The organism is Bifidobacterium sp. B4081 (assembly GCF_026537335.1).
Classification (GTDB): domain Bacteria; phylum Actinomycetota; class Actinomycetes; order Actinomycetales; family Bifidobacteriaceae; genus Bombiscardovia.
Genome location: NZ_JAFNMM010000001.1, coordinates 538,443 through 553,634 on the forward strand (window position 1 = coordinate 538,443; position 15,192 = coordinate 553,634).

Consider the following 15,192-nt stretch of genomic DNA (forward strand, 5'->3'; position numbering starts at 1 on the left):
CTTGGCCCGGTATAGTTATTTGGGTAGTTCGAGACGCCATGACAGGCGAACCATGTCTCTAAGGGTGATTCCGTTCTCGACAATGGGATGCGCGTAGCGATTTACAAAATAATTCCGTTCAATGCGGTCCATGCGAAACCCGCATGTCTGGTAGAAGCAAAGGGCCCCAAAACTGGTGGATCCGGTGCCGACTTCCAGTCTTCTCAGGCCCAGCCTGACAGTCTCCATCTTGGCTCGGTCTATTAATCTACTTCCAAGCCCCTGTCTGCGATAAGCGCGGTCCACACTGATATCGGCAATTTCCACGGTATCCGTGTTTGGTCTGACAAGCAGCATGACACCGGTCAGATCTTGTCCCGTATGGATTTCATAGGCGCGGGAATGGGTGAAAACGTCACGAATTATCCGTTCTGAGGGATCGGCCTCCAGGAGGAGCCTCAAGTGCTCTGCGTCGAGGTTGGTAAAGGTCTGGATGGTCACACCTGGCTCTGAAGACATAGGTGCCCGCCTTATCCTAGTAAATCAGAAAACCTGTTCGTACAACTATCATATCTTGGCTGTCCTTATGGAGGAGGGATAGAGCTAGATAGATGCCAGATGTCAGGCTGCGGATTTACCGACCTTTCCTGTATGTGCTGTCTGGCTTTTGTTTCGGTTATGCGGGTCATATACGCAGGTCCGGTTGACTGCTGGGTGGATCCGGACAAGCTCCTGCGCTGTTAAGGCCCTCAGGATCTCACACCTCTCACAAGGAGTCGTGCCGACTCTTTATTTCTTGTCCATAATCATTCCCCGGCCTCCGGTGACCGTCCAGAGTATGACGGCGAAGACCGTCAAGACCGTGGCAATCGCCGGCCAAGTAACCTGTCCAGGAACGGGTGGTCTAACGTCCTCGGGGTATAGACGGAGCGACATTCCCATGCCTACTTGCATACCTTGGCTGGCGATATTAATCACTGCCAGCCCTGCGCCCAGTCCAAGCCCGTAGAAACGACCCAGTGATGCGATGCCGAGCATGACCGAAGATGCGTCGACTAGGCCGTTGCAGACAGCCAGCCTGAGCAGCGACTGTGCACTGGCCGAGTCGCTGAGGGAGCTGGGTATGGTAAGGAGGAGGTTGAGAAGAAACGGCAGCATCAGCACGCCTGTCCCGGCGGCCAGGGCTCGCCAACGGACGCGCGCCAGGTTCAGGCGCTCCCATGTGGGCATAAGCGGGGCAAGCATGACCAAGGCGCATGCGCTGAACGCCGCGTAGGCCAGCTCGGCCATGGGTACGATACTGGGTACGGCGCTTTTGCCTTGTGGGCATTGGGTGTGTACGGCGCCGTTGAATACCGCTGCATGTGGATCGGGAACGCAGACGTATCCGTAATAGGCTGGCCGGGCATAGATCTCCCCGCCGGTAGCTGACGTGGAGGCGGAAGCAAGCAGGAAGGGCACGGCCGCAGCCAGCACGACGAATGCCAAGGCCGCCCATGGGCGGCGCCCAGCCAACCATCCGACCGAGATTCCGCCTTTCATGGAACCATGTCGATGCCGGCCACCCATCAGTGGTTCTTCCCCAGACCATCGATGACATCGGACGGCGTGACGGTGCAGCGTTCGATGTCAGAGAGGTTACGACGCACATAGGCATGGAAGTCTTCATTCGTAGCGTCGTTGAGCAGATCGGCGGCAGGGCCTCGGGCGCTTCCCAACCCAGAGATTGCGCTTCCCCCGCCCAGGGACTGGTAGGCGGTCTCTCTCATGCGCTGGGGCAGCTGCTCCAGTACGAAGGCGGACACGCTGGCACCGCCATCCAACGTCCGTTGTTTATACACGTTTTTAAGTGCCGTAGCCGCGCAGTCCGCATGAATGAATTCCTCCACGATGGCCTCCGTGACATCAGCTAGGTCGCTGTATCGTCCAGTGCGTTCGGTGACTGTGTCGGTCATCACCTGTATCTTCTTGCCGCCTAACTGTCGCAGTTCGGCCAGGCCTTGGCCGGTGAGATTCCATGCCTGGCCGTGGGTTGTGGGCGTAAAGGCGTTGCCCAGCAAAAGCACAAGACCCGATCTGCCCTCCACGCTGTCCTTGGGGAACCATGAGGCGACCGACTGCATATACCGCATGTAGCGTCTCAGCTGGGCATCATCATCCGGGTGGGCGCACACTGACAGCGGCACACCGTCTATGCTTTTGCACACAGGGGTGAACGGAACGGATCGGCGCCATTCTGCCAGGCTGGACATGGCGACCAGGCCCCCGGCAGCAGTCGGAACAAGCAGAAGCACCACCAATGGGGCGACTATCCATGACAGGCTGCGCCGCCACCGGTGTGCCGTCAGTATGCATGCCCCAGTGGATGCGGCCAGCACTACCGCGACTAAAATCCAGCGCACTGCCACAGCTGACGGATTAATCCTGAGCCCCGGCTCAGCACCGATGCCCGTGTCCATTACCGGCATCACCACGGATAGAGCCGACCCCCACATTCGGGGAAACACGTCCCCCTTGGGTACGCGCGGTATGAGCAGTACCACGCTGCCCCAACACAGGATCGCAGGCAAGAGTGTGGCCGGCACCATGGACCAGCGGCTGCCCATGATGGCGCCGAGCGCATAACCGAGGGCGAACATTGCCGCCGGCACTGCCATGCCCATGAGCAAGGCTCCCAAGGGAACTGATCCGCCCGTGGATTGCAGAGTCTGGACAATGGCGGGAAGACAGCCCGCCACATAGGCCAGGGAGCACAATGCAGCGCCTTTGAGGACAGGTGCGCTGTATCTGCGGACGGCCGACCCCCCGATCCAGGGCGGCGCAATCATGGACCGCGGGGAGCATGCCTTCCAGGCACTCCACGCACCAAACATGCAGGCAATCACATCCGTCACTAGATGCATCCAGGTCAGGTCAAGCTGCAAGGCGGCGTTTGGCAACACCCGCAGGGACGCGTCTGGTCGGCCGACGCCGTAGTTGCGCACCGATAATGCAGCCGGATATGCCATCATTGACAGAAAGAACACCAGCGAGCTTATCGGCGATAGGGGATTGAGCAGCCGGACCATCATGAGACCCCTTCCTGGTCGGATGGCAGGTGTCCAGTCCCCTTCAGAAGCTGTCGATAACCAGATTCCCAAGGCGATGCCATTGAGTCCTCAGGACTGGCCAAGGCTGCGAGATCATCCATGTGTCCGTCCAGGAGCAGATGCCCATGATTGAGCACCAGTACACGGTCGGCAATTGCGGCCAGGTCCTCAACCAAATGTGTACTTACCAGCACCGTGTGACTGTCCGCATAGGCGTCGAGGAATCTACGTACCTCAATGCGCTGCACCGGGTCGAGGCCAACGGTCGGCTCATCCAAGACGAGCACGTCGGGACGGGCAACAATCGCACAAGCGATGCCTACCCGTTGACGCATGCCGCCGGACAGGCTGCGCACCGGGCGGTGGGATTCCCCGGACAATCCCACCTGCTCCATGGCCCACACTGCTGCGTCGCAGGAAGCACTCCAGGACAAACCACGCGCCCATGCGGCATACCGCACGTTGCGCATGAGGCTGGAGGCATCCATCAGCTCGAAGGATTGCGGCAAATAGCCAATCCGGCTCCTGGCCCGACGTCGTCCAGAGCTGGTCAGCACATGCGCCCCGGCAATCTTCACATCGCCCGACGAAGGTCGCGATAAGGTGGTTACAATATTCAGGAGGGTCGTCTTGCCGGCACCGTTCGGACCCAGCAGGCCGTATACGCCATTGCCGAAGCTCAACGATACATCGGATAGCACCCGTCTATGTCCGTATGAGAAACAAACATGCGACAGGGAAACGCACACTTTATAAGTCACTATTGAACCAAACTGTAAAAAAGAGAAGCGGTCCTTCTTCTGCAAAGAACCGCTTAACCAACCGAGTAGTCTTACGGGTTTCCTACCTCCAAACTCACAGGGTTACCGCTTGGAACATCGTTAACACCTAATGGACACCCACCCGAATAGCTGGTGCCGTTCTTGATCCAACCGGTGTATTGATCGGGCCATAATCTACAGGCAATCTTTGCCCTGGCATATCGAGGCGAGTTCTTACAAGTATTTTTGGCTTGGTTGTTATGTCGAGCAGCTCGGCACGGGACAAATATCCTCATCCCCGAAAACGACACCGCCTCATCAGCATATACTACTGCTGGAACTGCTGCAAACATACCAAGCGCAGCAACAGCAGCGAGAAGTTGTCTCATTGTTTTGAAGAACTTCATTGTTCCTTCCTATTGAGCCCATTCTCTAAGAGAGGAATTCTCTTAATAATTGAGTTTAAAATAAATTATTATACGAGTCAAATCCAGCTTTCTCTACGCGCCTTCCCAGATCCGCGGGTGTCATGATCGGCCCCGATCGTCCTCTGGGCTGTGGCCACCACGGCTATGTGTATGATAATACCGATTCCAACGAGTCCTATCCGCAATCGGCCAATGCTGTGTATTTCATGGCTTCATCTTTACGATTGCGTCTGGGCAAGCATTGTTTTTTTGGGGATGATTTTCTCTCAACATCGTTGGGTAGTCGTATGCAACGATAGCGTGCGTCTCTGTGAGAGCACCCATAACCGCAGGGTTCTGGGCTCGCTTTAAGAGAATAATTACAGGTCATCCTCAATGGCTGCTTGTCCCTTTGCGCGCATATCTTTGGGAGGTATGAGAACCAAAGCCATGCGCATGTCAACCCTCTTTCTGCGGACCCTCAGGGAGGATCCGGCCGACGCCGATGTGGACTCGGCCAAACTCCTGCAGCGGGCCGGATACGTCCGCAAGGTGGCTCCTGGCATTTTCACCTGGCTGCCCTTGGGTCTGAAGGTCCTTGACAAGGTCCAGGCTGTGGTCCGGGAGGAGATTAATGGCATTGGTGCCCAGGAGGTCCACTTCCCGGCCCTGCTGCCTCGTGAGCCCTACGAGGCCACCCACCGCTGGGAGGAGTACGGCGAGAATCTCTTCCGCCTACAGGACAGGCACGGCGCTGATTATTTGCTGGCTCCCACCCACGAGGAAATGTTCACCCTTTTGGTCAAGGACATGTACTCCTCATACAAGGACCTACCGGTTGTTCTCTACCAGATCCAGACCAAGTACCGCGACGAGTTCCGTCCCCGCGCCGGGCTGATCAGGGGTCGCGAGTTCATCATGAAGGACGCTTATTCCTTCACCGTGGACGAGGAGGGGCTGAAGAAGGCCTACCAGGATGAGCGCGGCGCCTATGAGCGAATTTTCAAGCGTCTGGGAGTCAATTACGTGATCGTCCACGCGGTTTCCGGGCCTATGGGGGGATCCGAGTCCGAGGAATTCCTGGCTCCGCTGCCCATAGGCGAGGACACCTTTGCTCTGGCGCCCTCGGGGAAGGCATGGAACGTGGAGGCGCTGACCACACCGCGTCCCGATTCCGTCGACTACGCTGAGACCCCGGTTATGCAGGAGCTGGAAACTCCCGACTCGACTACTATCGACACTCTGGTGGAGCGGTTCAACCAGCTGCATCCTCGTGAGGACGGCCGTGACTGGACCGCTGCCGATACTCTGAAGAACCTGATTGTGGCCGTCAATCACCCTGCGGATGATGACCATCCCGATGGCTGGCGGGAGCTGGTGGCCGTTGGCCTGCCGGGCGACCGTCAGGTGGATATGAAGCGGCTGGAGGCCCAGTTCGCCCCGGCCGAGATCGAGGAAGCCAGTGAGGCTGACCTGGCTGCTCACCACGAGCTGGTCAAGGGATACATTGGTCCTCGTGTTCTGGGCCCTCAGCGTTCGGACACCGAGTCCGCAGCCCATATCCGCTACTTCCTCGACGCCCATGTGGCCCCTGGCTCAGCCTGGGTGACCGGGGCTGATGCCCAAGGCGTGCATCTGGCCAATGCGGTCTATGGGCGCGACTTCCGAGCTGACGGAGTGGTGGAGGCAGCCGAGGTCCGTCACGGGGACATGAGCCCTGACGGATCAGGGCCGCTCAGCTTCGAGCGTGGCGTGGAGATCGGCCAGGTCTTCCAGCTCGGACTGAAATACTCTGACGCGCTGGGGTTGAAGGTCCTGGACCGCAACGGCAAAGCGGTGCCGGTCTGGATGGGCTGCTACGGCATCGGCATCTCCCGCGTGCTGGCCTGCATCGCCGAGATGCATCACGACGATAAAGGTCTGGCCTGGCCCAAGGCTGTAGCTCCTGCCGCGGTTCATGTGGTGGCCACCGGCAAGAAGCAGGAGGCCTTCGATGCTGCTGAGAAGCTGGTTGCCGGCCTGGAGGACCGTGGCGTTGAAGTTCTCTACGATGACCGGCCCAAGGTGTCTCCGGGGGTCAAGTTCAAGGATGCAGAGTTGATTGGGGTGCCCTTGGTCGCTATTGCCGGTCGCGACACCATCGCCAACGGCACTATTGAGATCCGCAACCGCGACGGCTCGGATGCGCAAGCTGTTCCTGCTGATGAGGCCGCTCAGACGATCGTGGATCGGATTGCAGCCCTGCAGTAGGGTATGCATGCCGCACTCATAGTGCACTATAGAGAGGTGGAGCCTTGGTCACACCATGATGTGACCAAGGCTCCACCTCTTGGTTGTATTGCTTTGGGGTCAGGAATCTATCCGGTCAGATGCGGAGCAGAATGGGCAGGTGATCCTGGCGCTCGCCGGTGTCCACGGGTTCGCTGGTACTGACCTGGTCAGCGATCCGGTTGGAGGTCAGCCAGTAGTCGATGCGCCAGCCGGAGTTGTTGATCTTGCTTTTCGGGGCCCGCTGGGCGAACCAGGTGTAGACGCTGCGGTGGTCGTTGTAGAAGCCTGCGGCATCGCCATGAATCTTACGGAAGGTGTCGGTGAAGCCTGCATCCAGCAGAAGGCCGAACTTCTCGCGCTCCTGGTCGGTGAAGCCGGCGGAATGGTGGTTGGAGGCCGGGTTGGCGATGTCGATCTCCTCGTGGGCCACATTGAAGTCGCCACAGGCCAGGACCGGCTTGCGGGCATCCAGTTCCTTCAGGTAGCGACGATAGCAATCGTCCCAGATGCCGCGCGGCTTGAGCCTGACCAGTCCCGATCCGGAATTGGGAGTGTAGACCGTGGTGACGAAGCAGTCCGGGAACTCCAAGGTGAGCATGCGGCCCTCGTCGTCCATGGTGCCTGGAGCTCCGATGCGGGGGCGGGTCACGGTAGGTTCTGGCAGGCTCTTGCGGTAGAGCATGAGCGTGCCTGCGTAGCCAGTGCGGGCCGGAGCCTCGGAGCGACGGTCCGCCTCATGGTAATCGGGGAAGTAGCGCATGAGCGCCTTAAGGATGCCCGCGGATTTCTTCTGGTCACCGTTGAGTTTGGTCTCCTGGATGGCTACGACATCGGGGTCCAGATCCCGGATGGTCTCCACCACCTTCAGGGACAGGGCGCTGCGGCTGCTCTTGCCCAACAGGGCGGCGTTGAGCGAATCGATGTTCCAACTGACCAGCGTGTGAACCATGACTGCGGGTCCTTCCAAACCGTGCCGATATATCTGCTCTCACAGTTTAGCCCAGGACCAATGTTTCGATGCCCTTGCGCAGTGAAAGAGGTATTGCCAAACCAGCCATGGGCAGGGTTGTCCACCACGCGAAACAGACCGAGCTCATTCGACCACAATGACTTTCGGGTCAGGTGCGGGGACGTGCGCGGAGGCAGGATGGATTCACCGTTCGACGGAGGGTCCCTGGCCGGGGCCAGTCCCTTCCCCCGCTCCGATTATCCGCGCTCTGGCTAGGGATTCTCCGTCGGACGGCTTCACCGCCACGCAATGAGCAATCGACCGGTGGGTTTACAGCGCCGGATTCATGACATCGACAGAGAGGTTCCGATATGTCCATCAACGAAATAAAAACGACCGTCTTCGGCTTTATGGGAACCCAGCCAGCCCGTCTGGGACAGCCGGGAACCACACCAGTCTGTTCCTTCAGGCTTGGCTCTACGCCGGCCTATTACGATGCTGCGGCTGGCGTATGGAAACGAAAATCCACCACCTGGCTGACAGTCAAGGCTTTCAGGACCCTGGCGGTTAATGCTCTGGCCTGTCTGCACAAGGGCGATCCGGTCATGGTGACGGGATCCTTGGTTACGGAGGAGTGGACCAGCGACGGCCAGCCGCATAGCAGTCTGGTCTTGGTAGCGGATGGCATCGGTCACGACCTGGCCAGGGGACAGGATACCTTCACCAGGATCCGATCGGGTACTGCGCCCATCGATGAGGGGGCCGCCGGTGCGAATCCTTGGACCACTCCGCTGACATCTTCACCCTCTGAAACCGCCCCAGCATCATCGGTGTCATCTGCAGCCAAGCGGACACCAGTGGGGGCTTCCAATGCTGGATGAGCAAAGGTTGTTTCGGCCGAGCAGGACGAAGGCGGGAGGCCGGCTGATTCCAGTCGACATCCCGCCTTGGTCAACAGGCTGATTGAAACCGTCAACCGATGATTTCAATCAGAACAGGCTTACCAAATCTTGACCCTTGCCTCGGGTTCCAGCCACATGCCGTCGTCAGCGGTGACGCCGAAGGCCTGATAGAAGCGATCCACATTCCTGACGATGCCGTTGGTGCGGAATTCAGCAGGGGAGTGGGGATCAATCTGCAAATACTGTTCAGCCAGCTGATCCCTGTTCTTGGTCCTCCAGATGGAGGCATAGGACAGGAAGAACCGCTGCAGGCCGGTGTAGCCGTCCATGACCGGAGCCGAGGCCAGCGCCTGGTCCATGGCCACATCGTCTGTCCCTGCTGTGCCGCCCTGCCGCTTCTGCAAGGAGAGGGCGTAGGCCTTGATGGCGATGTTGACGCCTCCCAGGTCTCCGATGTTCTCGCCGATGGTCAGCGCCCCATTGACATGAGGTGCTTGCTCGGGCTTGTCGGCGTACTTCTCGGCAAGTTGTTGGGGCACGAACCCGTTGTACTGTTCGATGAGCGCCTTGGTCCGCTGCTCGAAGTTCTCACGGTCCTGCGGGGTCCACCAGTCTTGCAGACGTCCGTCGCCGTCGTACTTGGAACCCTGGTCGTCGAATCCATGGCCGATCTCGTGGCCGATGACCGACCCGATGCCTCCGTAGTTGACGGCATCATCGGCTTCGGGGTTGAAGAAGGGCGGCTGCAGGATAGCTGCGGGGAAGACGATGACGTTCAGGGTGGGCTCGTAGTAGGCGTTGACCGTCTGAGGGTTCATTAGCCACTCTTCCTTGTCCACAGGCTGCCCGACCTTGCCGAACTGGTAGCCGGACTCGTAGAGGTTGGCCCGCCGCACGTTGTCGACCAGACCCAGCTTTTCGTCCACAGCCAGGGCCGTATAGTCGCGCCAGTGATCGGTGTAGCCGATCTTGGGCGAGAATTTGTCCAGCTTGGCCAGAGCCTTGACCTTGGTCTGTTCGCCCAGCCAGTCACTGGATGTGATGGAGACCCGGTAGGCGTCGATCAGATCTGAGACCAATGCCTCCATGCGGGCCTTGCTGGAGGCAGGGAAGTGCCGGCGCACATATTCGCGTCCGACTTCCTCGCCGCAAATGCCGTTGACCAGGGAGACGGCTCGTTTCCAGCGGTCCCGCATCTTGGTCGTGCCTGAAAGGACCTTGCCGTAGAAGTCGAACCTAGCCTGATCGAAGTCGCTGCTGAGCAGACCTGCCCACTCGATCAGGGTGTGCACGCGGGCCCAAAGTTTCAGATCCTCCAGGTCGCTGGTCTTCCATAGCTCGTTCAAACCCTGCAGGAAGGAGGGTTCGTGCACGATGGTCCTGGACAGGGCCGTGCTCAGATCGACCGGCTGCATATTGGCGACAGGGCTGGAGGCATAGGCTCTCTGCCAGGATTCGATCCAGGTGTGCAGATCGAAATCGGCGAGCGTTGACTCCAGGTCAGCCAGGGTGGTGGGATTGTAGGTGCGATCCTCATCTCGGGTGGATACGTTGTCCCAGTGGCGTGCCGCTATGCGCGTCTCGACCTCAAGGAAGGACTCCGCCTGTTTGTGAGCATCCTCCTGGTCGTCGGCGTAGCCGGAGAGCCTGAGCAATGAGGCGACCATGTCGGTGTAGGCCTGGCGGACTGGAGCGTAGCTCTTGTCCCGGTAGTAGGCCTCGTCGGGGAGTCCCAGCCCGGCCTGCTCCATATGAGCTACGTTGACGCCGGCGTTGCCTGGATCGCCATAGATGGCGATACCGAACAGATCGGGGCCGCCAGTCGGATTGAGTCGGCCGAGCAGGCTGGTCAACGCCTTCTTGTCGGGCACAGCATCAATGGCCTGCAGGTCGGGGCGGATGGGTTCCATTCCCGCCGCCTCGATGGCATCGGTGTCCAGGAAGCTGCGATAGAGCAGGGCCGACTTGACGGCCGTGGATTCCGGATCCTCAAGGATTTCGTGGATCTGTGCCTCGGCATCCTCGGCAAGCTTGTCGAAGGAGCCGAACCGGGAGCGGTCCTCGGGCAGACTGTAGGTGTCGATCCAGGGGCCGTTGACAAAGCGAAAAAGGTCGTCTTGTGGCCGAATGACCGAAGAGAAGGAGGCCGGATCGAGTCCGGAGGAGGTCGTGGATTCAGTAGATTGTGCCATGCCACAAGCCTAGCCATCTTTGGTGACATGCCATGCCCTGTGGTCACCGGAGATCGGCGGACCGGCGAATCATCCGCCGAAGGGAAAAGCCGCGATTGCCTCCGTTGGTGATTTACACTTGAAAGACGGTAACGGGGCGGGCCATAGGCTGCCCTGAGCGAGAGAAAGAGGACGATATGACGGATCCCATGCAGGGCGGTCAGCCCAACCAGTACGGTGGTCAGGATTCTGGGCAGAATGGCGGCCAATACCAGAATAATTATGGTCAGTATGGGCAGTACCCCGGCTATCAGGGGCGCCCGCCACGGATGGATCCTTTCTCCATGATTGCCGAGGATCTGGGATTCAGAACCCTGAGGGCCATCCGCGTCATCATGGGTGTCATGGGCGTGATTGGAGTCATCCTGGGCCTGGCCCTTCTGCTCAGGCCGGACAAGACCCTGATCGCCGTGACTGTGGTGCTGGGCATCTACTTCATCATCTCCGGCGTGGTCCGTCTGGCTACCTCCATCGTGACCAAGGGACTTCCAGGCGGTTGGCGTGTGCTAGGCGTCCTCTTTGGCGCTCTGATCGCTGTCGGCGGCATCGTGATTGTGAGGAACACGGCCCTGTCCGCTTCAGCGCTGACCCTGCTGGTCACCATCATCGTGGGCATCAGCTGGATCATGGAGGGCGTAATGAGTCTGGCCGCCTCCTGGGGGCTCCCGCATTCAGGCTGGGCCATCTTCTCGGGCATCGTCTCCATCATTGCCGGGATCATCGTCATGGTCTACCCGTTGAGCTCCGTCATCTTCCTGGTTATTTTCAGCGGGTGCGCTCTTCTGGTGCTGGGAGTCGTCTCTATTATCAGGGCCTTCACCTTCGGCCGGAACTGAGAGCCGGACTCGTCCGACTGACCCGATAATACTGAGAGGTAGTACTTGGGCAGGATCCCAAGGGATGGCACCTGCGGGCACCAATCATGAAAGGACGCAGAGGATGATCGAGCTCAAAACCAAGCAGGAGATCGAACAGATGAAGCCGGCGGGTAGGTTAGTCGGCAGCATCCTCAAGGAGCTCAAGGCCATGAGCAAACCTGGGGTCAACCTCCTGGAGCTGGACGACTACGTCAAGGACAGGATCAACTCCCGCAAGGGAGCCACCTCCTGTTACGTGGATTATGCGCCTGATTTCGGTACTGGACCCTTCGCCCACTACATCTGCCTATCCGTCAACGATGCCGTTCTGCATGGGGTGCCTTATGACTACAACCTTAAGGACGGCGACCTGCTTTCCCTGGATCTGGCCATCAACGTGGACGGATGGGTGGGCGACTCAGCCATTAGCTTCGTGGTGGGCGAGCATGCCGATCCAGAGGATCTGCGGCTGATTCGGACCACTGAAGAGGCTTTGAAAGCGGGCATCGCCCAGGCTCAGCCTGGCAACCGCCTGGGTGACATCTCCGCTGCGGTCGGTCAGGTTGCCCACGAAAACGGATACAGCGTCAACCTGGAGTTCGGCGGCCACGGGGTAGGGCGGATCATGCATGGCGATCCCCATGTGCCCAACGATGGCACTCCTCATCACGGTTACAAGCTGCGCCCCGGTCTGGTCATCGCCATTGAGCCTTGGTTCCTGGCGACCACCGATCAGATTTATCAGGATCCCAAGGATGGATGGACCCTGCGTTCTGCAGATGGATCGCGCGGTGCCCACAGCGAGCACACCATTGCCATCACCGAGCAGGGACCTGTCATTCTGACGACCAGGGACTGATTCGAGGGCTGTCAGGACTATATAAGGGGCCGAGGAATGTCCACAATGTGGATGTTCCTCGGTCCCTTGTCTGATGCCGTCCTTTCTTCCTTGGAATTGTTACTTGCAGGCTGGTGCGGGAAGGCAGACGGCCCTGCCTTAGGCTCGCAGGTCGTGGCCAGGGACGGACGGATTCCTGCTTGCGGTTACAAGCCGGTAATCGAAGTCGTGATTGTTTCTGTTAGCATATCGGCAATTCCACGCCGGTACAGGTGCCGGTAGCCAGATCTGGCATGGCCGTCGACTCTCATTGGCACCTCACTGGTTGATTGACAGGAGGTGCGTGGTGTCTACAGCACGGTTGTCCATCGGTTCCGACCAGGTTGATCTGCCATTGGTTCGCGCCACCGAGGGGCCCGACGGCATTCTGGTCTCCTCCCTGCGCAATGACGGCTGGGTCACGCTCGATCCCGGCTTCCAGACCACGGCTCAATGCGTTTCAGGAATAACCTTCATTGACGGCAAGCGGTCCATACTGCGCTACAGGGGCTATGCCATAGAGGACTTGTGCGCCCAGTCCAATTTCCTCGAAGTGGCCTGGCTGCTGTCCCATGGCGAACTGCCTGATGCCGAGCAGTACAAGCGGTTCCGCAGCCATGTTCTGGGTCACACGGTCGTAGGGGAGGACTTCCGTCATCTGCTCTCGTCCTTCCCTCGCCAGGCTCATCCCATGAGTGTGCTGGCTGCGGCGGTCAACGCTCTTGCTGGCTTTCATCCGGACACTTGTGACGTAGACGATCCCGAGCAGTTGGATGAGGCCAGCGCCATCATCATGGCTAAGGTGCGTACTATCGTCTCCCTGATCCACCGTCGTCGTCGCGACCAGCCCCTGCTCTACCCGGACAGGAACTGGGGCTATGTGGAGGACTTCCTGAGAATGAGCTTCGCCATGCCTTACCAGCCTTATCATGCCGATTCTCTCAAGGTGCAGGCCCTCGACAAGCTTCTGATTATCCATGCCGACCATGAGCAGAACTGCTCCACCTCTGTGGTCAGGATTGCCGGATCGGCCAGGGCCAATCTGTATTCGGCAGTGGCTGCCGGCATCAATACACTTTCAGGCCCCCTGCACGGCGGCGCCAACGAGGCTGTGCTGCGCCAGCTGAAGAGCATACGGGATTCCGGTCTGGGTGTGCGAGGCTATGTGGACCAGGCCAAGAGCGAGGGGCGGAAAATTGCAGGTCTGGGCCACCGGGTCTATAAGTCCTATGACCCGCGCGCGGCAATAGCCAAGCAGTGGCTATACAAGCTCATGGACGAGCCCGACCAGGATAGGAATGCTGAGGATGCAGAACTCTTCGACGTGGCCTTGGAGCTTGAGGACCTGGCCCTGCATGACGACTACTTCGTCGAGCGGCACCTCTATCCCAATGTGGATTTTTACACCGGGCTTATCTACCGCGCCATCGGCTTCGACCCGGAGATGTTCACCACGCTCTTCGCCTTGGGTCGCATCCCCGGATGGATCGCCCAGTACTGGGAGATGCTGGACGATCCCGACACGAAAATAGGTCGACCCAGGCAGGTCTATACCGGTCAGGGACCACGTGACTACCTGCCTATAGGAGAGCGCTGAGTCCTATGTCCGCCTGGGCTCAGTTGGCGTGCAGCCGCTCGTTCAGCTCGATCCCCTTCTTGCGGGGCAGGGCTCTGACTTGGCCCGTGCGGGAGTCGCGGATGAAGAGCAGATGATCCCTTCCGCTGAGTTCCGCCCCCTTGACCTCCTGGTCGCCCAGGCCGATCTTGGTACCGGCGGTGACATAGAGTCCGGCTTCAACCACGCAGTCGTCGCCTAGGGAGATGCCGATGCCGGCGTTGGCCCCCAGCAAGGAGTGCTGACCAATGGAGACCCGGTGGCGGCCTCCGCCGGACAGGGTGCCCATGATGGAGGCTCCGCCACCGATGTCTGAACCGTCGCCGACTACGACTCCCTGGGAGATCCGGCCTTCGACCATGGAGTGGCCCAGAGTTCCAGCGTTGAAGTTGACGAAGCCCTCATGCATGACCGTCGTTCCCGGAGCCAGGTGGGCGCCGAGCCGAATCCGGTCGGCGTTGCCGATGCGGACCCCATCGGGAACCACGTAATCCACCATGCGGGGGAACTTGTCCACGCTCAGCACCGTTATCTGTGTCACCGGGATGCCCGGCATGGACCGGCTGGCTGCAGCCATGACCGCTGACCTGCGCATGGCGAAATCCTCCACGGCGAAGGGTCCATAGTTGGTCCAGACCACTGTGTTGAGCTGTTCGAAGATCCCGTCCAGGTTCATGCTGTTGGGAGGGGTCAGGCGCATGCTGAGCAGATGAAGCCGCAGATAGGCATCGGCTGCATTGGTTATTGGACCATCCAAATCGGCCACAGTGAAGACCGGAACCTTTCGGATGCCGCGGGCGTCGGGCTGGTTGTTGACTTGGTCGCCAAAGTCGTGGTTGGGACGGTTCGCCGGGGTCGGCGGTGTCGAGATCTCGGCCTTGGGGTACCAGACATCCAAGGTCCGGCCCTGCTCATCCTGGCTGGCCAGGCCCCAACCCCATGCGGTGCGTGCTGTGCTCATCGTTCCTCCTTCTGGCTGTGCAGTCATATTGACATAGGTTGTCTTACAGGATAAACCGCTCGACGCTCAAACACAGACGGTCCGTCCGACAGTCGGCTCTGGGTGGTCGCCAGCCAGGTCGCAGCCGATAGGTAAAATTATCAACTATGAGTGCCTACAGTCATGAGCGTGAGCGCCGGGAGCGTCGGCGCCGCAATACAGCCAGGGCGGTCTGCCTGGTCATTGCCGTGGCTTTGCTGGCCAGTCTTATCATCCCCGCCATTTTCAGCGGCCTTTGACCCGATCCGTCCGGT

13 protein-coding genes are annotated in these 15,192 nt (G+C 59.5%); 6 read left to right on the plus strand and 7 right to left on the minus strand.

All coding sequences use genetic code 11. The features are described from left to right. Positions 1 to 15 precede the first annotated feature (15 nt). From J3T92_RS02430 to J3T92_RS02445, 4 genes are all read right to left on the minus strand, one after another. The gene (locus tag J3T92_RS02430; protein WP_267399547.1) at positions 16 to 498 is read right to left on the minus strand and encodes a GNAT family N-acetyltransferase; all 483 of its coding nucleotides are present in this window, start codon (positions 496 to 498) and stop codon (positions 16 to 18) included. A 270-nt stretch (positions 499 to 768) separates the two neighbouring features. Beyond that, on the minus strand, positions 769 to 1,521 hold the full coding sequence (locus tag J3T92_RS02435; RefSeq protein ID WP_267399548.1) for a hypothetical protein: 753 nt from the start codon (positions 1,519 to 1,521) through the stop codon (positions 769 to 771). A gap of 26 nt (positions 1,522 to 1,547) precedes the next feature. Then, positions 1,548 to 2,990: a hypothetical protein gene (locus tag J3T92_RS02440; protein ID WP_267399549.1), complete on the minus strand. Its 1,443-nt coding sequence runs from the start codon at positions 2,988 to 2,990 to the stop codon at positions 1,548 to 1,550. A gap of 56 nt (positions 2,991 to 3,046) precedes the next feature. Next, positions 3,047 to 3,832: an ABC transporter ATP-binding protein gene (locus J3T92_RS02445; protein WP_324123883.1), complete on the minus strand. Its 786-nt coding sequence runs from the start codon at positions 3,830 to 3,832 to the stop codon at positions 3,047 to 3,049. Between the two features lie 839 nt (positions 3,833 to 4,671). Here J3T92_RS02445 and J3T92_RS02450 point away from each other — a divergent pair. Next, positions 4,672 to 6,486, plus strand: a complete 1,815-nt coding sequence (locus tag J3T92_RS02450; RefSeq protein ID WP_267399551.1) for a proline--tRNA ligase — start codon at positions 4,672 to 4,674, stop codon at positions 6,484 to 6,486. 115 nt (positions 6,487 to 6,601) lie between these two features. Here J3T92_RS02450 and J3T92_RS02455 read toward each other — a convergent pair whose 3' ends face one another. Then, positions 6,602 to 7,456: an exodeoxyribonuclease III gene (locus J3T92_RS02455; RefSeq protein ID WP_267399552.1), complete on the minus strand. Its 855-nt coding sequence runs from the start codon at positions 7,454 to 7,456 to the stop codon at positions 6,602 to 6,604. Positions 7,457 to 7,827: 371 nt separating this feature from the next. On the opposite strand from J3T92_RS02455, the gene J3T92_RS02460 reads away from it, so the two are divergent. Next, on the plus strand, positions 7,828 to 8,337 hold the full coding sequence (locus J3T92_RS02460; RefSeq protein WP_267399553.1) for a single-stranded DNA-binding protein: 510 nt from the start codon (positions 7,828 to 7,830) through the stop codon (positions 8,335 to 8,337). Between the two features lie 119 nt (positions 8,338 to 8,456). On the opposite strand, the gene J3T92_RS02465 is transcribed toward J3T92_RS02460, so the two are convergent. Further along, positions 8,457 to 10,550, minus strand: coding sequence for a M13 family metallopeptidase (locus J3T92_RS02465; RefSeq protein WP_267399554.1), 2,094 nt, complete (start codon positions 10,548 to 10,550; stop codon positions 8,457 to 8,459). Between the two features lie 176 nt (positions 10,551 to 10,726). On the opposite strand from J3T92_RS02465, the gene J3T92_RS02470 reads away from it, so the two are divergent. The 3 genes from J3T92_RS02470 to J3T92_RS02480 all read left to right on the plus strand — a co-directional run bounded on the left by J3T92_RS02470 (position 10,727) and on the right by J3T92_RS02480 (position 13,920). Beyond that, complete coding sequence (locus J3T92_RS02470; protein WP_267399556.1) at positions 10,727 to 11,425, plus strand: HdeD family acid-resistance protein; 699 nt, start codon at positions 10,727 to 10,729, stop codon at positions 11,423 to 11,425. Between the two features lie 103 nt (positions 11,426 to 11,528). Then, a complete protein-coding gene (gene map, locus J3T92_RS02475) occupies positions 11,529 to 12,305 on the plus strand; it encodes a type I methionyl aminopeptidase (RefSeq protein WP_267399558.1) in 777 nt (258 codons plus the stop codon). Positions 12,306 to 12,630: 325 nt separating this feature from the next. Next, a complete protein-coding gene (locus tag J3T92_RS02480) occupies positions 12,631 to 13,920 on the plus strand; it encodes a citrate synthase (RefSeq protein ID WP_267399559.1) in 1,290 nt (429 codons plus the stop codon). A gap of 19 nt (positions 13,921 to 13,939) precedes the next feature. On the opposite strand, the gene dapD is transcribed toward J3T92_RS02480, so the two are convergent. Then, positions 13,940 to 14,899 carry a 2,3,4,5-tetrahydropyridine-2,6-dicarboxylate N-succinyltransferase gene (gene dapD / locus J3T92_RS02485; RefSeq protein ID WP_267399560.1) on the minus strand — a complete coding sequence of 320 codons (960 nt, stop codon included), beginning with the start codon at positions 14,897 to 14,899 and terminating at the stop codon, positions 13,940 to 13,942. A 146-nt stretch (positions 14,900 to 15,045) separates the two neighbouring features. On the opposite strand from dapD, the gene J3T92_RS02490 reads away from it, so the two are divergent. Continuing rightward, positions 15,046 to 15,177, plus strand: a complete 132-nt coding sequence (locus tag J3T92_RS02490; protein ID WP_267399561.1) for a hypothetical protein — start codon at positions 15,046 to 15,048, stop codon at positions 15,175 to 15,177. The last annotated feature ends 15 nt before the right edge of the window (positions 15,178 to 15,192 follow it).

Excerpts from the sequence above, each read along its gene's own strand:
- J3T92_RS02430 (WP_267399547.1), bottom strand. The coding sequence starts at position 498 with ATGTCTTCAGAGCCAGGTGTGACCATCCAGACCTTTACCAACCTCGAC.
- J3T92_RS02435 (WP_267399548.1), bottom strand. The coding sequence starts at position 1,521 with ATGAAAGGCGGAATCTCGGTCGGATGGTTGGCTGGGCGCCGCCCATGG.
- J3T92_RS02470 (WP_267399556.1), top strand. The coding sequence starts at position 10,727 with ATGACGGATCCCATGCAGGGCGGTCAGCCCAACCAGTACGGTGGTCAG.
- map (WP_267399558.1), top strand. The coding sequence starts at position 11,529 with ATGATCGAGCTCAAAACCAAGCAGGAGATCGAACAGATGAAGCCGGCG.
- J3T92_RS02490 (WP_267399561.1), top strand. The coding sequence starts at position 15,046 with ATGAGTGCCTACAGTCATGAGCGTGAGCGCCGGGAGCGTCGGCGCCGC.
- J3T92_RS02450 (WP_267399551.1), top strand. The coding sequence starts at position 4,672 with ATGAGAACCAAAGCCATGCGCATGTCAACCCTCTTTCTGCGGACCCTC.
- J3T92_RS02460 (WP_267399553.1), top strand. The coding sequence starts at position 7,828 with ATGTCCATCAACGAAATAAAAACGACCGTCTTCGGCTTTATGGGAACC.
- dapD (WP_267399560.1), bottom strand. The coding sequence starts at position 14,899 with ATGAGCACAGCACGCACCGCATGGGGTTGGGGCCTGGCCAGCCAGGAT.
- J3T92_RS02440 (WP_267399549.1), bottom strand. The coding sequence starts at position 2,990 with ATGATGGCATATCCGGCTGCATTATCGGTGCGCAACTACGGCGTCGGC.
- J3T92_RS02455 (WP_267399552.1), bottom strand. The coding sequence starts at position 7,456 with ATGGTTCACACGCTGGTCAGTTGGAACATCGATTCGCTCAACGCCGCC.
- J3T92_RS02465 (WP_267399554.1), bottom strand. The coding sequence starts at position 10,550 with ATGGCACAATCTACTGAATCCACGACCTCCTCCGGACTCGATCCGGCC.